The 22,719-nt window shown below is 43.0% G+C and carries 18 protein-coding genes; 10 read left to right on the top strand and 8 right to left on the bottom strand.

The window, feature by feature from the left end; all coding sequences use genetic code 11:
* Positions 1 to 3: 3 nt before the first annotated feature.
* The 9 genes from mrdA to OS173_RS09410 all read left to right on the top strand — a co-directional run bounded on the left by mrdA (position 4) and on the right by OS173_RS09410 (position 8,705).
* Positions 4 to 1,824: a penicillin-binding protein 2 gene (gene mrdA / locus OS173_RS09370; protein ID WP_267184020.1), complete on the top strand. Its 1,821-nt coding sequence runs from the start codon at positions 4 to 6 to the stop codon at positions 1,822 to 1,824.
* Positions 1,821 to 2,894, top strand: coding sequence for a rod shape-determining protein RodA (rodA, locus tag OS173_RS09375; RefSeq protein ID WP_267184021.1), 1,074 nt, complete (start codon positions 1,821 to 1,823; stop codon positions 2,892 to 2,894). The genes mrdA and rodA overlap by 4 nt, the downstream gene beginning before the upstream one ends.
* Positions 2,891 to 3,847 (top strand): lytic murein transglycosylase B, encoded by a 957-nt coding sequence (gene mltB, locus OS173_RS09380; protein ID WP_267184022.1) that lies wholly within the window; start codon positions 2,891 to 2,893, stop codon positions 3,845 to 3,847. The genes rodA and mltB overlap by 4 nt, the downstream gene beginning before the upstream one ends.
* The gene (locus tag OS173_RS09385; RefSeq protein WP_267184023.1) at positions 3,844 to 4,596 is read left to right on the top strand and encodes a septal ring lytic transglycosylase RlpA family protein; all 753 of its coding nucleotides are present in this window, start codon (positions 3,844 to 3,846) and stop codon (positions 4,594 to 4,596) included. Before mltB ends, OS173_RS09385 begins: the two co-directional genes overlap by 4 nt.
* A gap of 18 nt (positions 4,597 to 4,614) precedes the next feature.
* A complete protein-coding gene (locus tag OS173_RS09390) occupies positions 4,615 to 5,781 on the top strand; it encodes a D-alanyl-D-alanine carboxypeptidase family protein (protein WP_267184024.1) in 1,167 nt (388 codons plus the stop codon).
* Positions 5,781 to 6,065 (top strand): YbeD family protein, encoded by a 285-nt coding sequence (locus tag OS173_RS09395; protein WP_267184025.1) that lies wholly within the window; start codon positions 5,781 to 5,783, stop codon positions 6,063 to 6,065. Before OS173_RS09390 ends, OS173_RS09395 begins: the two co-directional genes overlap by 1 nt.
* Positions 6,053 to 6,703: a lipoyl(octanoyl) transferase LipB gene (gene lipB / locus OS173_RS09400; RefSeq protein ID WP_267184026.1), complete on the top strand. Its 651-nt coding sequence runs from the start codon at positions 6,053 to 6,055 to the stop codon at positions 6,701 to 6,703. The genes OS173_RS09395 and lipB overlap by 13 nt, the downstream gene beginning before the upstream one ends.
* Before the next feature lie 16 nt (positions 6,704 to 6,719).
* The gene (gene lipA / locus OS173_RS09405) at positions 6,720 to 7,694 is read left to right on the top strand and encodes a lipoyl synthase (RefSeq protein WP_267184027.1); all 975 of its coding nucleotides are present in this window, start codon (positions 6,720 to 6,722) and stop codon (positions 7,692 to 7,694) included.
* 297 nt (positions 7,695 to 7,991) lie between these two features.
* The gene (locus OS173_RS09410) at positions 7,992 to 8,705 is read left to right on the top strand and encodes a helix-turn-helix domain-containing protein (RefSeq protein WP_267184028.1); all 714 of its coding nucleotides are present in this window, start codon (positions 7,992 to 7,994) and stop codon (positions 8,703 to 8,705) included.
* A 43-nt stretch (positions 8,706 to 8,748) separates the two neighbouring features.
* On the opposite strand, the gene OS173_RS09415 is transcribed toward OS173_RS09410, so the two are convergent.
* The 8 genes from OS173_RS09415 to rapA form a co-directional block, all read right to left on the bottom strand.
* Positions 8,749 to 9,030, bottom strand: a complete 282-nt coding sequence (locus tag OS173_RS09415) for a DMT family transporter (RefSeq protein ID WP_267184029.1) — start codon at positions 9,028 to 9,030, stop codon at positions 8,749 to 8,751.
* 90 nt (positions 9,031 to 9,120) lie between these two features.
* Complete coding sequence (locus OS173_RS09420; RefSeq protein WP_267184030.1) at positions 9,121 to 10,575, bottom strand: Na+/H+ antiporter NhaC family protein; 1,455 nt, start codon at positions 10,573 to 10,575, stop codon at positions 9,121 to 9,123.
* Positions 10,576 to 10,811: 236 nt separating this feature from the next.
* Entirely contained in the window at positions 10,812 to 12,269 is a 1,458-nt protein-coding gene (cls, locus tag OS173_RS09425; protein WP_267184031.1) for a cardiolipin synthase, read from the bottom strand.
* Between the two features lie 120 nt (positions 12,270 to 12,389).
* Complete coding sequence (locus tag OS173_RS09430) at positions 12,390 to 13,502, bottom strand: prenyltransferase/squalene oxidase repeat-containing protein (RefSeq protein WP_267184032.1); 1,113 nt, start codon at positions 13,500 to 13,502, stop codon at positions 12,390 to 12,392.
* Positions 13,503 to 14,065: 563 nt separating this feature from the next.
* Positions 14,066 to 15,250: a prenyltransferase/squalene oxidase repeat-containing protein gene (locus OS173_RS09435; RefSeq protein WP_267184033.1), complete on the bottom strand. Its 1,185-nt coding sequence runs from the start codon at positions 15,248 to 15,250 to the stop codon at positions 14,066 to 14,068.
* A gap of 244 nt (positions 15,251 to 15,494) precedes the next feature.
* Entirely contained in the window at positions 15,495 to 17,687 is a 2,193-nt protein-coding gene (locus OS173_RS09440) for a prolyl oligopeptidase family serine peptidase (RefSeq protein ID WP_267184034.1), read from the bottom strand.
* A 46-nt stretch (positions 17,688 to 17,733) separates the two neighbouring features.
* A complete protein-coding gene (locus OS173_RS09445; RefSeq protein WP_267184051.1) occupies positions 17,734 to 18,651 on the bottom strand; it encodes a glutaminase in 918 nt (305 codons plus the stop codon).
* Positions 18,651 to 21,533 (bottom strand): RNA polymerase-associated protein RapA, encoded by a 2,883-nt coding sequence (gene rapA, locus OS173_RS09450; protein ID WP_267184035.1) that lies wholly within the window; start codon positions 21,531 to 21,533, stop codon positions 18,651 to 18,653. The genes OS173_RS09445 and rapA overlap by 1 nt, the downstream gene beginning before the upstream one ends.
* Positions 21,534 to 21,794: 261 nt before the next feature.
* On the opposite strand from rapA, the gene OS173_RS09455 reads away from it, so the two are divergent.
* On the top strand, positions 21,795 to 22,691 hold the full coding sequence (locus OS173_RS09455; RefSeq protein WP_267184036.1) for a diacylglycerol/lipid kinase family protein: 897 nt from the start codon (positions 21,795 to 21,797) through the stop codon (positions 22,689 to 22,691).
* Positions 22,692 to 22,719: the final 28 nt, after the last annotated feature.

The raw sequence follows: 22,719 nt of genomic DNA on the forward strand, positions 1-22,719 counted from the left end.
GACATGGGTACACCATTAAAACAACCCCACTTAGAACGCCGTATTTTTCAGCAACGCCTATGGGTGGCGGTGATGGTCGTGGTAGTTATCTTTGCTGCTTTGATTGGTCGCTATTTTTACTTACAAGTCATAAAACACAGTTATTATGCCGAACAAGCTGAAAAAAACCGCATAAAAACCAACCGTATTAAAGCTTCAAGAGGCTTGATTTATGATCGTAACGGCATACTTTTAGCCGATAACGTCACCACTTACCGCTTATTATTAACCCCTGAAAAAGCCGGTAATATTGAACAACAACTCACTGAACTGCGTAAATTAATACCCCTGACTGCTGATGAACTCAGTGAAATTAATCTACAATTACAATACAACCCCATTTTTAAACCACTTATCATAAAAGACAAACTGAGCGACCAACAAGTTGCGGCCTTTGCTGTTCGTCAACATCAATTTCCGGGATTTAGCACTCAACCTTACCTGATTCGGCAATATCTATATCCGGTGGTGATGTCTCATGTCATAGGTTATGTGGGCAAAATCACGGAACAAGAGTATTTATTGGAAGACAAGGTTCGTTATGCGGCGGATGATTATGTTGGGAAAACCGGTATCGAGAGCTATTACGAGCAACAATTACATGGCCACCCCGGAATTCTGAGTACGGTCATTAATGCCAAAGGTAAAATTTTATCTGAAGAAATAAACCAACCACCCAAAAACGGCAAACCATTAACATTGACCATAGATTTGGCTTTACAACAAGCTACTTATGAAGCGTTTGATGAAAATACCGGTTCAGCCATTGCCGTCGACCCCAACACCGGGGAAATACTGGCTATGGTTTCAAAACCGGGATTTAACAGCAACCTGTTTATTAACGGCATTTCTCATGCTGACTATCAACAATTAACCACCTCACCTGAAAAGCCTTTGTTTAATCGCAGTATCAAAGGTGGTTATGAACCAGGATCAACGATAAAACCCTATATGGCTTTAGCGGGACTTTTTTATCAGTTAATTGATGAAGATTACACCTACTTTTCCCGGGGCTTTTTCCAGCTACCCGGCCAAGCCAGAAAATACCATGATTGGAAACGTGGCGGACACGGTCAGGTGGACATAGTTAATTCATTGGCAGAATCTGTGAATGTTTTTTATTATGATTTAGCAAACCGCTTAGGTATTGACCGCATTCATGATTTTTTACAACCTTTTGGCTTTGGGCAATTAACCGGTATTGATGTCAGTGGTGAAAAACAAGGTATTTTACCTTCTCGCGGTTGGAAACGTGCCTTTCGAAATATGATCTGGTTTCCCGGCGAAACAGTGATTGCAGGTATCGGTCAAGGCTACTTCGTCATTACGCCCATTCAAATGGCACAAGCTTTGGCCATTTTTAGCGCCAAAGGTGAGATCAATCCATTACATCTGGTACAAAAACCAGTGAAAACTGAGCATTTGCCCATGGAAATCAGCGCCAAAGACTGGCAAATCGCACATGATGGCATGATTGCTGTGGTTAACGCCGCAAACGGCACCGGACGCAGCATTCGCTCCGATGATTACCTGATTGCCGGTAAAAGTGGCACCTCTCAAGTATATGGAAAATCAGAAGAGGATATTTATAAAAAATCTGAAGATTTACCCAAAGAACTGCGAAATCATGCGTTATTTATAGCCTTTGCACCGGCAGAACAACCCCAAATTGCTGTGGTGGTGGTGGCTGAACATGGTTCCAGCGGTTCCAAAGCCGCGGCACCCATTGCCAGAAAAATAATAGATGCCCACTTGAAAAAACCACAGGAAAACCCTTCGTTATGAAACAAACACGCCTGGCATTCCCTGACCCCATATTAAGCAGCTTACTGGTACTGCTGTTGGCCGGCGGTTTGGTGGTTCTTTACAGCGCCGGTGGCTGGGTATTGGTAGAAAGACAGCTTATACGTATTATTTTGGGTTTAACCGGTTTTTTTGTTATTACTCAAATCAGACCGGAGCGATTCGAACAATTCACACCTTATTTGTTCGTCATCACTTTACTGATGTTAGTGGCGGTACTTTTGGTCGGGGTTACAGTTAAAGGCGCCCAGCGTTGGCTTGATGTCGGCATCAGTATTCAACCTTCAGAATTAGGGAAAATAACCTTGCCCATGATGGTTGCTTGGTTGTTTAGACATTCACCGATTCCGCCCCGTTGGCCTTCATTATTGGCTGCCATGACCGTCATCGCCCTAGTGGCCGGACTCATTTATCAGCAGCCTGACTTGGGAACCGCCATTTTGATTGCTGTTAGTGGTTTGTTCGTCATTTATTTAGCGGGCTTATCTTGGCGATTAATTATTGGCATGAGTGGTCTGGCTTTGTTGTCTTTACCGTTATTATGGTATTTTTTACATGATTACCAAAAACACCGGGTACTCACTTTCCTCAATCCCGAATCAGATCCGCTTAATCGCGGCTGGAACATTATTCAGTCTAAAATTGCAATCGGCTCAGGTGGTTTTTCAGGAAAAGGCTGGACGGAAGGCACCCAAACCCAACTTGATTTTTTACCGGAACATTCCACCGATTTTATTCTGTCGGTTTTGTCTGAAGAATTTGGGTTTTTAGGCGTCTTGTTATTATTTACACTCTATTTTTGCATCATTATGCGCTGTCTATATATCGCCTACAATGCAAAAAACACCTACAATCGGCTATTATGCGGGGCACTAAGTTTAATTTTCTTTGTCTATGTTGTCATCAATGCCGGCATGATATCTGGCTTACTACCGGTGGTTGGCGTGCCCTTACCTTTGGTGAGTTATGGCGGCACCTCAATACTTACTTTACTGCTGTCTTTTGGTATCATAACCGCAGTCCACAAACATAAAAAACTAATACAACAATGAAAACGAACTTGCTGATTTTTATCTTACTTTTACCCTTGACTGTTACAGCTGACGTAAAGCCTGCTGATATTGATGCTTTTATTAGCAAAACTGCCCAAGAATATGACCTCAAACCGGAAGCCATTCGATCCATTATAGATCAAGCCCAGCATCAGCAAAGTATTATTGATGCCATGAATAAGCCTGCAGAAAAAGTATTGGAATGGTATCAATACCGACCCATTTTTATCACCGATAAACGCATTAATGAAGGGGTGGACTTTTGGCAAGAACATGCTGATGTTTTACAACAGGTCAGTGAGAAAACCGAAGTGCCTGCACATATCATCGTCGCCATTATCGGTGTCGAAACCTTTTACGGCCGCATTAAGGGCAACCACAAAGTACTTGACGCCCTATATACTTTGGCATTTGACTACCCCAAACGCAGCACTTTCTTCACCAAGGAGCTGGGGCATTTTATGAAGCTATCCGCCGATGGTCATGTGTCTGCCTTAGAAGCGAAAGGCTCTTATGCCGGCGCCATGGGTTATGGACAATTCATGCCATCAAGCTATCGCAGCTATGCGGTTGATTATGAGAATGACGGTGTCATTGATTTATTAAACAATCCCCATGACGCCATCGCCAGCGTCGCCAATTATATTGCTAAACACGGCTGGCAGAAAGACCAACCGGTGGTCGAAAAAACCAGTCAACCTGATAAAACCATTAAACTTAATCAATTAAAACCTCATCTGATTGATGATAATGGCCAATCTTACACCCTGATTGGCATGAAAACTGATGAAGATACCAATGAATATTGGCGAGGTTTCCACAATTTCTACGTTATTTCACGTTACAACCATTCACATATGTATGTTATGGCGGTGTATCAATTGGCCGAAAAAATAAAAGCAGCTCATGACGCAGCCTTATCAAAACAGCCGCAACCAGAGGCTAAATTATGAAATCGGCGATTTGGATCATCATGGTTCTGCTGACTTTGGCCGGTTGCGGTAAAAAAGACAGTTACCGTGACATTGACCCACAGGACATTAAACCCTGGCAACCCAAAAGTGAACCCTTAAGCAAATATGGCAATCACAGCCCCTACCGGGTCCATGGCAAAATATATCGAGTCAATAACCACCCCACGGGCTTTAAACAATCAGGAAAAGCTTCTTGGTACGGTAAACAGTTTCACGGCCGCAAAACTTCGAATCAAGAAACCTTTGATATGTATAAATTAACCGCAGCCCACAAAACCCTGCCATTGCCGAGCTATGTGGAAGTGACCAATTTAAAAAACAACAAAAAGGTGGTGGTCAGGGTCAATGATCGCGGTCCTTTTGTCGGTGATCGCATTATTGATTTATCTTATGCAGCGGCCAAAATGCTCGATTTCGTTAATGATGGCGTAACCCCGGTTGATATCAAGGTGGTTAATTCGCCCCATGACTTGCAACAAAAACCCATCGCCCAAGGTTTGACCTACCTTCAATTAGGTGCTTTTAGCGATCAACAAGCAGCATATAACTTAGCAAAAAAGTCCAGCCAGTTACTTGGAATTGAGACTTTTGTCACCATACTGACCACACCAGCCGGTCTTTTACACCGGGTTCGAATTGGTCCAATAAATTCAGAATTTAAGATTAACCAGTTGCTCAATCGGGTTTCAAATGCCGGTATAGCCAACGCCCAGATAATTACCGATTAACTAAAAACGTCCATAACTATGATTACAATCCGTCCAAACAAGACCCTGACTTCATTTTTATTTATGCTATTGAGTGTAGCTGCCTTAGCGCAAAACCAAATACAACCGGCTGCTCCGGCGATTAACGCTGAAAGCTATGTTCTTATGGACTACCATAGCAACCGCATTCTCATGCAAAAAAACCCACATGCGGAAGTAGATCCTGCCAGTATCACAAAAATGATGACGGCTTATGTGGTTTTTCAAGAAATTAAAAACGGCCAATTGTCATTAGAAGGCACAGCCACCATCAGCGAAAAAGCCTGGCGTACCGGCGGCTCAAAAATGTTTATCGAAGTGGACAAGCAAGTCAACATTGAAGACTTGGTTCGGGGTATGATTGTACAATCAGGCAATGATGCCAGCATTGCTTTGGCAGAGCATATCGCCGGTAGTGAAGAAGTCTTCGCTTCCATGATGAATAAAGCTGCCAGTAAATTAGGCATGAAGAATTCACACTTTACCAATGCCACCGGCTTACCTGAAGAAGGTCATTATATGTCCGCCTACGACGTGGCTTTATTAGGTCAAGCACTGGTCCGAGAGTTTCCGGACTTATACCACATTTATTCAGAAAAAGAATTTACCTACAACGGCATTAAACAACATAATCGCAACACTTTACTGTGGCGCGACCCAACCGTTGACGGCTTTAAAACCGGCCACACCGAATCTGCCGGTTATTGTCTTGCCACCACCTCATCTCGTAATGGTATGCGCTTAATTAACGTGGTTATGGGCACCGAATCAGAAAAAGCCCGTGCTGACGAGACCCAAAAAATGCTGAACTATGGTTTTCGTTTTTTCGAAACCCATAAACTCTATCCCGCCGGACAACAACAGGCTGTTGCGGAAGTCTGGAAAGGTCAAGAAGAGGAAGTGGCTTTGGGCTTAGCCAATGATTTATTTATTACCATCCCCAAAGGTAGTTACGATCGCCTACAAGCCGGCGTTGATATCCCTGGACAATTAGAAGCGCCGATTGCCCAAGGTCAGGTTCTGGGCCAGTTAACCATCCGGCTCGATGATAATGTCATCATCGAACGACCGATGGTGGCGTTAAATGCGGTTGAACAAGGTGGCTGGTGGACCCGCACCGTTGATGGTATGGGCTTATGGTTTAAATCTTTTGGAGGTGATGATTAATGACTGATCAAACACCCGACATGAACCAGGCAGAGGGCCTGACATTTCCCTGCGAATATCCAATCAAAGCCATGGGCGCCAATGAAGATAATTTTCAGGAAGATGTCTATCAGTGCATTAAACAACATGCCCCGGAAGTATCTAAAGAAGGGGTGCAAATTAAAACCAGTAAAAACGATAAATATTTATCTGTCACCGTACTGGTCTATGCCCAATCACGAGAACACTTGATTAATATTTACCAAGACTTGCGAGAATTAGACAGCGTGGTATGGACCCTGTAACAGCACCGCTGATCATAAAAAACTTAGGTCGATGCGATTATCAGTCGGTGTGGTCGGCCATGCAGGACTTTACCGACCAACGCGACAAAACCACCACCGACGAATTATGGCTGGTGGAACATCCCCCGGTCTTTACCCAGGGCTTAGCCGGTAAAGCAGAACATGTGTTGGCTGCCGGCAACATACCGGTGGTTCAAGTGGACCGTGGCGGCCAGGTGACTTATCATGGACCGGGACAAATCGTGGCCTACCCACTTCTTGATTTACGCCGCCATGGCATCGGTGTTAAATCCCTGGTACATGGTATTGAACAGGCCGTGATTGATGTGTTGGCCCATTATGACATTGTTGCTGAACGTAAACTAAAAGCCCCTGGTGTTTATGTCAACGGTGATAAAATTGCCGCTCTGGGTCTGAAAATACGCAAAGGTTGTTCCTACCATGGTCTGGCCTTTAACATTAACATGGATTTAAGCCCTTTTGCGCGCATTAACCCTTGTGGCTTTAGCGGGCTAAAAGTCATACAACTGTGTGATTTAAACCCAGAATGTGATATACATACGGTGCAAAAACAACTGGCTGACAGCTTTTGTCAAAACTTGAATTTTTCTTCTCACCAAACACCTCTTGCGGTGTGAACCAATCGTTGACGTTATGGATCAAAAAATACCTCTAAACATACAAACCGCCGGTAACAAAGAACTTGGCGCCGCTAAAACCGATCGTAACCGCGCGAAATTTGATACCGATGCGCCTCGGTTACGTAAACCTGATTGGATTCGGGTACGCATTCCCACCGGTAACGCGGTGCAAAAACTAAAAAGTAAGCTACGCACGAATTCCCTGGTGACGGTTTGTGAAGAAGCCTCATGCCCGAATATTCATGAATGTTTCGGTCACGGCACCGCCACCTTTATGATTTTAGGTGAAATCTGCACCAGACGCTGCTCCTTTTGTGATGTTGCCCACGGCCGACCCTTACCCGTCGATGCCAGTGAACCGGCTAACTTAGCCCTCACCATCGCCGATATGGGCCTTAAATATGTGGTCATTACCTCAGTGGATCGTGATGATTTAAAAGACGGTGGCGCACAACACTTCGCTGATTGTATCGAAGCCATTCGCGCCAGCACACCAAACATAAAAATTGAAATCCTGACCCCGGATTTCCGCGGTAAAAATAAAATTGAAAAAGCCCTGGAAATTTTTAAAGACTCGCCGCCGGACGTCTTCAACCATAACCTGGAAACCGTACCGGATTTGTACAAAAACGTCCGCCCCGGTGCAGATTACCAATGGTCTTTAGACTTACTGAAACGATTTAAAGCCCAACATCCTGACGTCGCCACAAAATCCGGGATTATGACCGGTCTTGGCGAAACCTTTGAACAAATCAAAGGCACCTTACGCGATCTGGCCGACCATGATGTCGAAATGATCACCGTCGGTCAGTACCTACAACCCACAAAGGGCCATCACCCGGTATTAAAATACTGGTCACCCGATGAATTCAAAGCCATCGAAGAATACGGCTACACCTTAGGCTTCACCCACGTCGCCTCCGGCCCCTTAGTCCGCAGCTCCTACCACGCCGATTTACAGGCTAAAGAAGCCGGCTTTGTCAGCTAAACCCGATTCCTGATAACCACGCTTCGGCGTGGTTACCTGCTTCAATTTAGATACTGTAGGATGGGCTTCGCCCATCAACACTTAGTGATATTCTTTTATTTTCAGCATTTTAATGAGCGGAGCCCATCTACCGGCTGAATATTGCTTGTATTGGTAACTGTTATAATGGCTGGATAATACATTTACCTGACGAAACTGTTGCATCCATAAAATATTCTTTGATATCTGATTATATTCATCTGTTTATTCCTGATATGAAAGCAAAGAATATAAGCTCTCTCAAAAAGTAAAAATAACATGAAGCTCAGCGAAAAAATAAAATTACTCAGAACAAATGAAAATATGACGCAACCCGCTCTCGCCAGCAAAGCCGGCATTGAGCAGTCCTATTTATCGAAATTAGAAAATGACAAAGGCTCCCCATCTTATGATGTTATCTATAAAATTGCACAAGCGTTTGGCATGACCGGTATGGAGTTAATCAATAGCCTAAGCCAATCCTATATTGAAAAAAACTTATCGCATATACCCGAAGTTGCTGCTGAGTATGCCTCGGTTCGAAATCGGCGTGAAAAACAATTCAAACGGCGTTTTATTTTGGCTTCTTTGGTGGTGGTTTTTGGTGTGGGTTTGGTGTATTTAGGATCCAAAGGCGTGGTTTTTAATGAAAAGGAATATATATACGAGTCACTAGGCGTTATCAAACAAGGGGAGACACCCTATCAATTTAATCCTGATATAATTCATCAAATTGATGAATCAACAGAGGATGCGAGGACGCGTATACAAAATAACATTTCCAGAATTGCTATAAAACAAATCTCTCTTCCAAATTCAAAAGGTAGTTCCTTCATCACTGAAGTTAATAATGGTCAACGGCTTTATAAACTTTCTGGGGTTGTGAAATTAAGTTCTTTAAAAAATGAATTAATCACCACCTTAGGCGTGATGTTGATTGTCAGCGGTCTATTTATATTTGCATTCTGTTTCACTTATAAGCCAAAATCCTAGAACCCAAGAGGTATCAGCAATCAAATGTTTTGTATGTTATGAGTTAACTATGACTACTCACTACTTGTAACCCAATAACAGAAATAATTAAGGTGGACAGAAAAAACATGCGCCAGAAGGTCACGGGTTCTTTGAAGATAATAATACCGGCGATAACGGTTCCGATGGCTCCGATGGCACCCCAGACGGCGTACGCCGTGCCGACGGGAATGGCTTTGGGACCGCCCATGGCTTTATACAGCAAGTACATGCTGATACTGACCGAGATGGCAAAACCGGTCTCAAAAAGTCCGCCGACGAAAAGTAATATCCAATTAATGCTCATGCCATCTAATATAGCAGATAAACCCAACTTGTTAACGACCAAATTAAACTTAAAGGCCCGAGCAGATCTCGGGTCTTTATGGTTTGCGGGTTAAGCCAACAACAAAAAGCCGATAAAGCTCACCGTCGCTGCAATCAGGGCATAGGGTAATTGGGTGATGGCATGGGAGACCATATTGCAGCCGGCACCTTGAGCCGCGAGAATGGTTGAATCACTGTAAAAGCAGGCTTGCGAACCAAAGGCACTGGCAGATAGTAAGGCACCAATCACCAAAGGAATATTGGCATCCACGGCATACGCTAAAGGCATAACTATAGGAATGGTCACCGCAAAAATCCCCCAGCTGGAACCGGTGGCAAAGGCCAACACAGCCATAGAAACAAACACCAAGGCCGGTAACATTTGCGCGGTCATATAAGGCGATAAATTATCAATCACATACTGAGGCAACATTAACTTATCGCAGACATCTTTAAAAATAAAGGCTGCCACCACAGTGCCAATCGCCGGTAACATGGTTTTAAATCCATCCATCATGGTTTCCATCATTTCAGCCAAAGACATCAAACGCTGCACAGCGTAAAATGGCAAAGTTAACATCAATGTTGCAATCAAACCTTTCCAGACATCCACATCAAAATAAATGGTTAACACCACCAACATTACCATAGGTACCAGAAAATTCATGAGTTTACCTTTGGATTGAGCCTCATCAAATTCTTCTTCAATGCCTTTAACCAAATATTCGCCGACGGCTAAATTTTCATCACTGGGTGTCGCAGCTTCGATAACATCTTCATCGATGGCCACATTATCAATGGCCGCGTGAGATTGAGCAGGATCATGTTTACCAAATTGAGCGGCCATTTCAGCTTTTTTCATGGGGCCAAACACAGGCATAATACCCAACACCACCAACAACACAACAAGTAAGGTTAACCAGGCATATAGCATATAAGGAATGGCCTGTATATAAACACTGATACCTTCACCCACCGCAGCCACTTGATTGTTTTCAAGCAAGCCGCCAAAAAATATAGCCCACGTTGATAACGGCACCAAGACACAAACAGGCGCGGCCGTTGAATCCACCACATAAGCCAGCATTTCACGGGATACTTTGTATTTATCGGTGACACGTTTCATGCTTTCACCGACACTTAAGGCATTCAGGTAATCATCGACAAAGATAACCAGACCTAAAATAAACGTCATAAATAGTGATGATTTTCGACCTTTGGCCAAACGTTGTGCCCGCTGGCCAAACGCCATGGCACCACCGGTATGAACCAATAAACCAATCAGCATGCCAAACCCACCACACACCAAAATAAGCCAAGCAATGGTCTCATCCTGCATGACGTTTAAAGATGTATCGGCAAAGTTAGATAATAAGTCACTCGGCGCATGCAACACTAAGCCGACCAAAGCACCTAAAGTTAATGCCAGAATGGGCCTTTTTAACCATATTGCCAACACCAACACAGCCACAGGCGGAATTAAACTAATTGCAGACGGCACTGCTGTGGGAATTTCGCTTAACATGAAGCCATAACCTCATAAAACCGACACATTTTTATGCGGTCGGATTTGTCATCAATAATCGACACAATTCAATATCACAACAATAAAGCGCATCGAAACCAACACCATTAAGAAGCCAGTATTGTAATCAAATTTATTAAAGTAACATCATATTTTTAACATGCAAAGCATTTTTTAAAACCATATCAATCGGTGTGCTTTAACAAGGTTAAGTTTTATCACAGCATTTTTTACAATCACATCATCGGTGAAAACAAACGCACCACCCGTTCCCAGAAGTTTAATAAGGTAGATCGGTTTAACCAGGCTTCGGGATCTATTTCCAGCGCATCAGCGGTATCTTCAGCAAAAACATCAGCCAATTCATTGGTTAATGTATGACCGTAAATTAAGACATTCACCTCAAAATTGATATCAAAACTGCGGATATCCATGTTGGCGGTGCCCATAATAACCAGGTCATCATCAATGATGATGCTTTTAGTGTGAATAAAACCTTTTTCATACTGAAAAATACGGATACCAACGGCCAATAAATCACTGTAATAAGATTTAGCGGCGGTGTTGACGACTTTTGAATCTGAGTCTAAAGGCACCAAAAGCTGAACATCGACACCACTTTTAGCGGCCATCATTAAGGCATCTTTCAGGGCATCTCCGGGAATAAAGTAAGGCGTGGTAATATAAATCCGCTGGCGCGCAGTATGGATGGCTTTTAGCAATGAAAAAAGTATGTTCGGTAAATCAGAATCCGGTCCTGAGGACACCATCTGCACCATTTGTGGCTGTAGGTCATCACCATACAATTTTTCAGGAAAATACTCAGCGGAAAGTGCCAACGAGTCATCGGTACAAAAATTCCAGTCGCTGATAAAAATATACTGCAAAAAAGCCACCGCCGGACCTTCAATTCGCAAATGCATGTCTCGCCAATACAGCTTAGGGCCTTTTTCAACGGTGTCATTACAATAATTGTCACCGACATTTATGCCGCCGGTGAAGCCCAGATTGGCATCAATCACCACTATCTTCCGGTGATTGCGAAAATTTAAGCGATGCGCCAAGGCATGCAACCGAATGCGGTAAAAAGGTGATGTCTTAACGCCGGCCTGTTGCAGTCTGGCTATCAGCTCACGACCAATTAAGTAACTACCAAAATCATCATAAATAAAACGCACCTCGACGCCTGCTTTTGCACGCTCAATCAAGGCATCGGCAAGTTGGTTACCAATTTGGTCATTTTCATAAATATAATACTCAATATGAATATGGTGCTGGGCATGGCTAATGGCTTGTAATAATTCGGGAAATTTTTGCTCACCATTCCGTAATAAGGTTACTTTATTGCCGGCTGTCAACGGGCTGATATTGGCATTGACAATAAAACGTGCCAGATTGCGATATTTGACCGGAAAATGTGAACTGTTCCAAGCGGCGTCTGAAGCCTCATGGCTTTGGGTTTTAACATCTTTGCGTAACTGCTCATCACGCAATAATTTATGGCTGTAAAATTTACGCTTACGGTAATTAATGCCAAAGGATAAATAAAAAACAATGCCAATAACGGGTAAGAAAACAATGGCTAAAATATAGGACAAGGCTTTGGTGGTGTTACGAGAGTCATAGATGACTTGCACAATCGCCAGCAACATCACCACAAAATACACGGCTTGTAAAACAACAATCCAATTCATCCAGTCAGCCCAGTTAAGTTATGTTTATTGTAGTGGTAACTTAAAAAAACAACAATCTTTAGTCAGTCATAAAAAAAGCACCGATAAGCGGTGATTTTTATTAAATCAAGCAATGCGAAATTAATTCACATAACATTCCATCTGGCCCTGGAAAATACGGTCGTACACGCCTTCTGCTGCCAAAGCATAGACCGCCTCAGCTTCTGTAACTGTTCCATAAGGACCGCCAGGATAAGATCTAAAGCCACCATCCTCATCTTGGAAGCCTGCTAACCAATCTTTAGCGGCTCCGATAGCCGGTAAATAGTTTTTATGAGGTAAACGTTCTTGGGCGCTGATAAGAGCCAATATCGCAATAGCTGTGGTTTGGGTATGTTCAAACCCACCTGGTTGAGAGGTATAATGGAATGAACCATTACTTTGTTGTAAGCTGACTAAGTATTCCGCTAAACCTTCTAATGTGCTTTCACCATTAACACCCAGTTGATTTGCTGCAACAATTTCAGGAAATACCAATTGGTTAACACGCGCCAAACCCAACACACCACCTGCCAAACCCGCAATATCATAAATTGCTGTATCGTCTAATAATGCCAGTTCATCTAAAATAGCCTGCTTAAATTGATCAGCAATGCCTGGATAACAGTAACGCTCAGCCGCTAAAACCTGACTGGAAAATTCCTTCGTGAATATGTTTTTATAAATATTGGCACGGGCATCAGCAATATAATCAGCCGTATCAAAATTTCCCGAACTACCATACGTTCCAGCAAGTAAAGCTTCATAAAAACCATTTTTTACCCAATCTCTATAAACAGAATCTCCCGTTAAAGCGGTTAATCGCCATAAATTTAAGGGGGTTTGGGTAGCAACAGCTGTACTGCCATTTGAAGTATACGTTGATCCCAAGTTAAAATCGCCGGCTGCGACCGCTGAATGTTTAAAAACACTCAGTTCGGTATTTTCATAGGTAATCATTACTGCATCATTAATTGGTGAAGTAATACTGTAAATGGAAGCTGAAGATTGACAAGCATTGTGTGGAGAAGCCCAGCCTCCATCACTACACTGTTGTGCCATGATATGAATTGCACCATTGATAATAGCTTCATCATAGGGTCCTTCATAGCTGAAACCATTGAGTTCATAGTTTTCCTGCTCTGCCATTGCACAAAATGCAAAAATTGTCATAAATCCAACCAAAACCTTGTTGCCTTGAAATTTACTTTTCATAAAAAATCCCCTTTAAAATTGATTCACAGACCTAAAACATATTTTAAGTGTATAGAATATGATAGAACATTGTTATTAAAAACAATCAAAATAAGCTAAATTCGTTAAAATAACTCAGAAACATTTTGTAATGCACCACACGTCCTAAATAAATGACGTACTACGTCATAGAACAATTTTTATAAGAGATAATCAAATAATAATATTTTTAATTTTTAAATGGTTTAAGTCGGGTATTAGTTATTCAGCTTACAATTTACTATTTTACCCGTGGTGCATTTGGAATGATAATTGGTTCTCAAGATTGCTTTCAGCACCTAAAAGTGTCATGTCATTCCGACTAAGCGAAGCGCATGGAGGAATCTCGCCAATTTTATCGCAAATCTCCATCGTCAGGAGATATCTCCACTCGCTTCGCTCGGTCGATATGACAAAACTTGTTGTGTTCTGTCCTAAATGCACCACGGGTTATTTTGTAATCATGTACTGAGCTTTTGAGTTTTTAAAGTCTAAAAAAAAAGCACCGAAAAGCGATGCTTTTTATTAAATCAAGCAATGCGAAATTAATTCACATAACATTCCATCTGGCCCTGGAAGATACGATCATATACGCCTTCAGTGCCTAAGGCTTGAATGGCTTCCGCTTCGATCTCAGAATTCTTATCTCCACCGGGATAACTCAGAAAACCACCGTCAACATCTTGCATAGATGCCAACCAAATTTTAGCTGACTCAATAGCCGGCAGATAATTTTTGTTAGGGAAACGTTCTTGAGCTTTGACTAAAGCCAAAACCGCATAAGCTGTCGTTTGCGTGTCTGCGAGTGGATTTGAACCATCTGCAGTTAATGCGAGACCGGATTTATCATAAAAAGAACCATCTGGATTTTGCAAACCAACTAAATGATCAGTTAGTTCTTCTAAATTAATCATACCATTCACATCACTGTGGTTAGGGGCGTTTATGGGTGCAGGAAAATCATTCACATAATTAACCCGCGCCAAACCTAAAACAGCACCTGCGATGCCTAAAACATCATACGCTTTATAGACAATGTCTCCTTGATAAGTATAGGTTGTTGTATTAGTCAAATCATTCAAGGCCGTTAAAATACCCTCTTTAAATTTATCTGATATCCCCTGATAACAAAATCGCTCAGCCGCTAATACCTGCGGCGCAAACTCCCACGATCTTAAATTGACATATGCGGTTGTTGTTCTTCGAGAAGCCGCAATAAAATCATCAATATCCTGGTCAAAACGATAATTTCCAGCCAAAAACTTCTCGTAATAATTATCAACAACAAAGTTGCGATAAGCATCATCCCCGGTTAACGCCCAAACCCGCCATAAATGCAATGCCGATTGTGACCACAAACGAACTTCGCCAGCTTCATTGCCATTCGTGAATACAGAAGTTAAACCATGGGCTGTGCCTTCTAAAGCCGCATTTTTGATCATGTTTAAGCCAAACTTTTCATTCACAACCAAAAGACCATCGACAATGGGCGCAACAGTATTTGTCGGAGAAGTCGCGGGACATACATCATGATCATCCCAAGCCCATCCGCCATCATCGCACTGATCAACCACAAGGTGGATACCCCCATTTAATATGGCTTCATCATAAGGCCCATCATAAGTTAATCCGGCACGAGTTACATCAACTTCATCCGCCGCGTGCAAAGCCAGCGAACAACCAAAAAACAAGCAACACAAGACCCACTTGGGTTTAGAAAAACTATTCATAAACATCCTCTTATTTAAAAAACTAAAAAAATATCCCTAATTAAGGAATCCTGTTATTAGGATACATAAGTGATTATTTAATGTAAATATTTTTCTGACAGGGTTCACATTATGTGCGACATAATATGGTATTTAAGTTGATATAAGCCATTTTTAAGAATAAATTGCATGGAAAAGTGTGAAGTTGACACAAAGCGACACATAACGCGCCACTTTGTGTCAGTAGTAAGGATGGTCGTTTAATTTACCTTAAATGCGTCCACAGATGGGTATAGACCAAAGCCAGGCGTTCTGCTAACTGCTCGTTGGTGCTGGAGCCGCCGTGGCCGCCTTCGATATTTTCGTAATACCACACAGGATAACCATAGGATTCCATTTTGGCGGCCATTTTGCGGGCATGACCGGGATGCACCCGATCATCTCGGGTTGAGGTGAAAAAGAAGGTCGCCGGATAATCAGTATCTTTGCGAAGATTTTGGTAAGGACTGTATTCTTTCATAAATGCCCAATGCTCAGGGTTATCGGGATTACCGAATTCGCCCATCCAGCTGGCACCGGCGAGTAGCTTATGATACCGTTTCATATCCAGTAACGGCACACCAATAATGGCGGCACCATACAATTCCGGATGACGGGTCATGGTGGCACCCACCAATAAACCACCATTGGAGCGGCCTTCAATACCCAGATGCTCAGGTGATGTGATGTTGCGTTCCACCAAGTCTTTAGCCACTGCTTCGAAATCTTCATAGGATTTGGTTTTATTATCGAGTAATGCGGCCTGATGCCATTGCGGGCCATACTCGCCACCGCCACGAATATTGGCTGAAACAAACACTCCACCACGATCGAGCCAGAGTTTGCCGTAAGCCCCTTCTAAGGCTTCATAGCTACCGGAATAGGACGGTGTCAGAGAATTTCTGAAGCCACCGTAGGAAAAAATATGGGTCGGGTTTTTGCCGTTATATTGTAAATCTTTATTCATGACAATAAAGTAAGGCACAAAAGTGCCGTCTTTGGAACGGGCAAAGAACTGTTTCACCACATAGGGCTCGGCATCAAAACTTGGCTTTTGGGACCGCACAGCGGTGGCTTTAAGATTTTTACCTGATACATGGTACAAAGTCGGTGGCTTAATAAAGGACTCATACACCGCAAAAAAATCACCGGATTTATCATCCACAGAAGTCAAACTCACAGCCCCGTTGGCCGGAAATTCAACCCGGTTTTTTTGCCAAACCCGATTGGCATCATCCGTATTGGGTTGATAAACATCCACCTGAGCCACCACATCCACCAATGAATTAACGATAATACTGTCGTCGGTGGTGGCAATGGATTCGATGGTGGTGAATTGATTCGGGTCTAAAAACACCTGCCAATCATCTGTTTCAGCTTTCGCCTCTTGATTTAACAATAAGTCGGGTTTAATCAATAACACCATACCTTGTTTTAAAGCCTGTTCCTGGAAAGTCCAGTCATCTTTCAGCGACACCAATAACTGTCCTTGAAAAACACCATTAATTTCGGCGCTGTCAGGAAGATTAAGCTTCTTCGGTGTGTTATTCTTTAAAATGTAAAAGTCATTTGTCCAAAACGATGTACTATCAAGTACAAAATCAATGGCCTCATCCCCCTCACCCAAACGAAAGGCGCCGGTAGATACAGATTTATTGGGGACTGTTAGGAGGGTTTTGGCCGCTTTTAAATCTTCACCCCGGGTCCAGAGTTTGACCACGGCCGGATAACCCGATTCGGTCATACTGCCGGCACCAAAATCTGTGGCCACATACAAATGGTCCTTATCGCGCCATGAAACCCGCATCTTGGCCTTGGGCAACTGGAAACCGTCTTCGATGAACTGTTTACTGTCGACATCGAATTCTTTCATAATAACCGCATCACCACCACCGGGCGATAAGTAGGTTAAACAACGTTGATACTCAGGTTTTAGACAATTCATGCCTTTAAAGACCCAAGTGCCTTCATTGTCTTCATTGTAAGCGTCCATATCTAACACTGTCTGCCATTCAGCCGTGTCATTACTGATGAAGCTATCAACCTTAGCTCGGCGATAAATGCCCCGTGGATTTTCAGCATCTTTCCAATAGTTATAAAGCCAATCTCCTTGGCGGCTCACTGCAGGAATACGTGATTTATTGTTTAAGGTTGATAAGGCTTGCTGATATAGTTCCTTATAGATGGGTTTAGACTTATAGTCATCAGCGGTTGACTTATTTTCATTTTTTACCCATTCCATGGCACGTTCAGAATCAATGTCTTCTAACCAAATAAATGGATCAAGTTCTGTTGTTGGCTCTTTGGCGATGACCCCACCGCATATTAAGGTTAGTAATATAATACGAATAAACATAATGGTTTTAAGGAATGGGAAAGTAATGATTTTACCGTGAAAATCACAGCGGTTAAAGTCCATACGTATAATTGACGCTAAAGGATCGTTAATAAAAACTGATTAACGATTAAAATATGGTTCGTTCCGTGGCATCGGTAAAATGCTCCAGAAACCGTAAACCTCGATAAGAGTTACCTTTTTCATTTAATCGAGGTGACCATACAGCCAGGCTAAATTCTCCCGGCATCACTGCCACAATACCGCCACCAACACCACTTTTACCGGGCAGACCCACACGAAAAGCAAAATCCCCTGCTTCATCATAAAAACCGCAAGTCAGCATGATGGCGTTGATACGTTTTGCCTGACCTTCACTGAGATAACTATATTTACCATCAGCACTACGTCCATGTTTAGCCAAATACATAAAAATTCTCGCCAGCTGCTCACAGCTCACAGCAATGGAACACACATCAAAATAAAAGTCCAATACATCTTCCACTTCGTGCTTAATGTTACCCATGGACTTCATAAAATAAGCCAGCGCCATATTGCGGTAGCCTTCAGATTTTTCCGACGCTGCAATGGCCTGGGTAAAATTAATATCATCATCCGCAGCCAGGGTTCGGAGCATACTAATAACGACTTCACGCGGATCGCTGAATAATTCCATCAATACATCACAAACAACAATGGCACCGGCATTGGAAAATGGATTTCGTGGAATACCGTAATCACTCTCTAAGCGACTGAGGTTATTAAACGGTGTACCGGAGGGCTCTACCCCAACCCTTTGCCACAGTTGGGCATCGAGTTTTTGATAGGCCAAACTCAAAGTCACCACTTTGACAATACTTTGAATGGAAAACTGTTCCTGCCAATCACCTGCTGAAAAACATTGGTTATCGGTGTTAATTAAACAAACACCAAACTTCTCACTGTCAACCGTGGCCAGTTCAGGAATATAGCCCGCCACTTGGCCCAAATTTTTTTCCAACAACAGTTGTTGGTAGATGTGGTCAATTATTTTGCCAAAGTCCATCATCACATAGTAACTAAAACACGCAAAGAATCCAACTGCGGTTGTAATGATTGAATGCGCTCAACCGCCTTTGTTAACTGCTGTTGCGCATATACCACCTCGTCTTCCCGAACCAAATGATTTTGTTCTGCCAATTGCTGTAGACGTTCAATTTCTCCATTTAAATGTGTTTTGACACGTTGCTGCCATTGCATAAGCAAGTCAGGCTGCTGCTGTTTAATTTTAAAATCAGCCAACTTTAATAACTGTTTAATCACCGGTAATTTAGCTTTGAGCACCGCAACAGCGGTTTTTTGTGGCACTGATTGCGCCATCGCCTGTAATGTATTTGCATCCAATTGTTGTGACAAATCTTTACCTTGCTCAGTCAATAATAAACGCACCACCTGCGGCGGCAGTAGTCCGGCTAAGTATCGATTTTGTCGCCCACTTAGCGCAAACTGAAAATGGCACTCCAAAAACAATTGGCCCGCCTTCAAACCCTGCTGCTGGATTACAACCAAGGTACTGTTGCCTTTTTCCTGATCTAAAATCATGTCCATAACTTCAGTGACCATGGGATGTTCCCAGGTGAGATAATGCCAGGTTTCATTGGCCAACGCATAATGGCGATGGTAAGTCACGGTCATGCCATCATCGGGCAAGCGCGGAAAATAACCTTGCATTTGTTCAGTGGGATGCAAAATTTCACTGCCGTTACTGTTCACCTCAAAATCAACACCATATAAATCATAGACCCGATGCATAAAATCAATCAGCAGATTTACACGCTCTTCTGATTCTGCCTGTTCAACCAACCTATCCGCACCCGGAGGATGGGATTGAAACTCAAGTAGTCGGTCTCGGCCACGTGCCATTTTAGTCAATAAATCTTCACTTTGTGTTTGGGTTTGTTTAATCAATTGCTCAATTTCCTGAGTCTCTAAATCACCGATTAAGGCTGCCTTAAACTGTTTAAAAAGTATTGCGGCAGCCGGATTAGGGGCATTGAAAATCCCTAACCCTTCGTCATACCAACGAAACCAGGTATGTTGCTGTGAATCTGCAAAAATGGGTACATGTAGCATAATTTCACGGCCTTGACCAATGCGATCTAAACGTCCGATTCGCTGCTCTAATAAGTCCGGATGCGGTGGCAAATCAAACAAGATTAAATGTCGCGCAAATTGAAAATTACGGCCTTCACTTCCGATTTCAGAACACAATAGAAGTGAAGCGCCCTGCTCAAAATCAGCAAACCAAGCAGCAGCCTGATCACGCTCAACTAAACTCATGCCTTCATGAAATAAAGCGGCATGAATACCATACTTTTCTCGTAGATAATCGGCTAAAGCCAGAACACTATCAGCCCGATGCGCAATCAACACCACTTTTTCATTGTTCAAACTTTGTAACGTATTAACCAACCAGGGAATTCTTGGGTCCACCTTGGTCCATTGAGTATTTTCATCATCCGCTCGAAAGCTAAGTTCCGGCGATAAATAAGTTGTTACATCATTTGCTGTCTGATAACTGTCAGGCTCAGATAATAATGTCAATGCCAAAAGCCGCTCAGGAAAGCCGCTCACCGATTGTCGGGTATTACGAAACATAATTCGTCCGGTACCGTATTGATCCAGTAAGCGATGTATAAAAGCGGAGGTTTTATCAGGTTGTTGCGCCAGCTCTTGTAACTCACTGATAACTGACGGCGCCACTCGACCTTGCAAAATTTCATTGACGTGTTTAATCGGCAATGGATTATCTTGCTGCTGTGCGTCGATTAACAGACCAATACCTTCTGCAATCGGCTCAAAACGATTTTGCTCTTTCACAAATTCATCATAATTATTAAACCGATCTTTATCCAATAACCGCAAACGTGCAAAATGACTGCGTTGACCCAACTGTTCCGGCGTCGCTGTCAACAACAACACACCTGCGACGGTTTCGCTGAGTTTTTCAATGACACCATAAGCCCGCTGCTCTCGGCTCAATGTCTTGCCGTCAAATAAAACCGTTAAATCCTGATAACGATCATCCTCAGGTTGTCGTAAATGATGCGCTTCGTCCACCACCATAAGATCCCAATCAGCAGCATAAACTTCACTAAAGCGTTGAGCTGAATCTGAAATTAATGACAAAGGCACCAGTACCTGTTGGGCTGACTCAAAAGGGTTGTCATAGCCACTGTCAATTAAAGCCTCGCACTGGGCTTCATCAAATACACTCACGTGAATATTAAAACGTCGCATCAGTTCAATCATCCACTGATGTACCAAACTGTCTGGCACCACAAATAAAACCCGATCTGCCAAGCCGTTGAGTAATTGCGCATGAACGATTAAACCGGCTTCAATGGTTTTACCTAAACCCACCTCATCGGCCAGCAAAACCCGAGGTGCAAAACGTCGACTAACTTGTTTTGCGATATAAAGTTGATGTGACAATAAAGCCGTGCGACAACCCATTAAGCCATATAGCTCAGATTGCCATAAATCTCGTCTGTGATTAGCTGCATCTTGTCGCAACCGAAACCATTTAGGCGAATCTAATTGTGCATTTAACAAACGATCCTTGGGTTGTGATAAAGCGATGTTATCTGCAATATCAGTCTCGCTGACATCAATTTCATCACCGGCGTCATTAACGCCTTGATAATTGATTAAACCATCGACTTCAGAAATTTCGGTCACCGTTAGCCTTTGACCATCATGACATTTAATCTCATCACCAACCTGAGGCCGATATCGAATCAAAGGCGCATTTTCCATGGCATAAATTCGCATTTCATTCACGGCACCGAAATGCAACTTAACCATACGGGCCTGTCGCGCCACCACTTGACCCAAACCCAAAGCCACATCCGCTTCATTAAAATAACGTTGTCCAATCTGAAAAGTCATTCTTAAGATTCTAAAAAAACGTCCATTTTAGCAATTTTAAGATGGTATAGTGCAATGACATGTGTGCGATGAGTGAATTATAAACAGTCAGCTACAATAACAGTTGGCACCCTGAGGTGAGACTGGTTTTCTTAGTAATAGTCGTCATAGTACAAGTAAAATTAACACCCTAGGTGGCTGTTTAGCATTCAGCCTGCAAAAGCCAAACACAAACGTTATATAATCATCAGATTAATAACTAAAATGACTGAGCATGATCAAATGAAACCACTGCTGATAATTTTTAATGCCCATGCCGGTAGCGGTTATGCCGAAAAATTGCTCCCTGACATCGAAGCGTATTTAACGAAAACCGGCATGGCCTATAAATTAAAAAAAACCGGTCGGCCAAAGGACGTTCATGCCCTGGTGACACAATCTGAGTTAAACCATTATTCTGCTGTGATCGCTGCCGGTGGTGACGGCACCTTATTTGAAGTGGTTAACGCCCTGATGCGGGTTCGTCCCGAACAGCGGCTGCCGCTGGGTATTTTACCTGTGGGTACAGGCAATGCCTTTTCACGGGAATTGGGTCTTAAACCGGCAGACTGGGAAAAAGCCATCGATATTATTCACCGCAACAAGCTCAGGCCGGTGGATGTCGGTAAAGTACAGACCAGCGATCAACAATATTATTTTATCAATATAGTCGGCATCGGCCTGGTGGTTAATATCGGCCAAACCACGCAAAAAATTAAAAAACTCGGCCCCATGTCCTATTCTTTGGCTGCTTTATGGGAAACCATGCGCATTAAACCGAATCCAGTCAAAATCTCCATCGATGGCGACCTGATTGAGGACAATCTGGTGTTTGTTGAAATCGCTAACAGCCGCTACACCGGCACCTCCTTTAAGATTGCGCCCGATGCACAAATTGATGATGGTTTACTGGACGTAATTCTACTCAAACCCATTGCCCGCTGGCGCATCTTAAATTTATTCCCCACCATCTACTCAGGCCGCCACATCGAACACCCCGAAATCGAAACCCGTCGTGGTAAAACCATCACCCTGACCACAACCGAACCGATGTCGTTAATGCCCGACGGCGAATTTATCGGCCATACCCCGGCCACCATTAGCTGTGAGGCGAACGCATTGCAACTCTTGTCTCAGTAAAGTGATGTAAAAGAACATTTACTGAAAT

It is taken from the genome of Marinicella gelatinilytica (genome assembly GCF_026410405.1).
GTDB lineage: Bacteria > Pseudomonadota > Gammaproteobacteria > Xanthomonadales > Marinicellaceae > Marinicella > Marinicella gelatinilytica.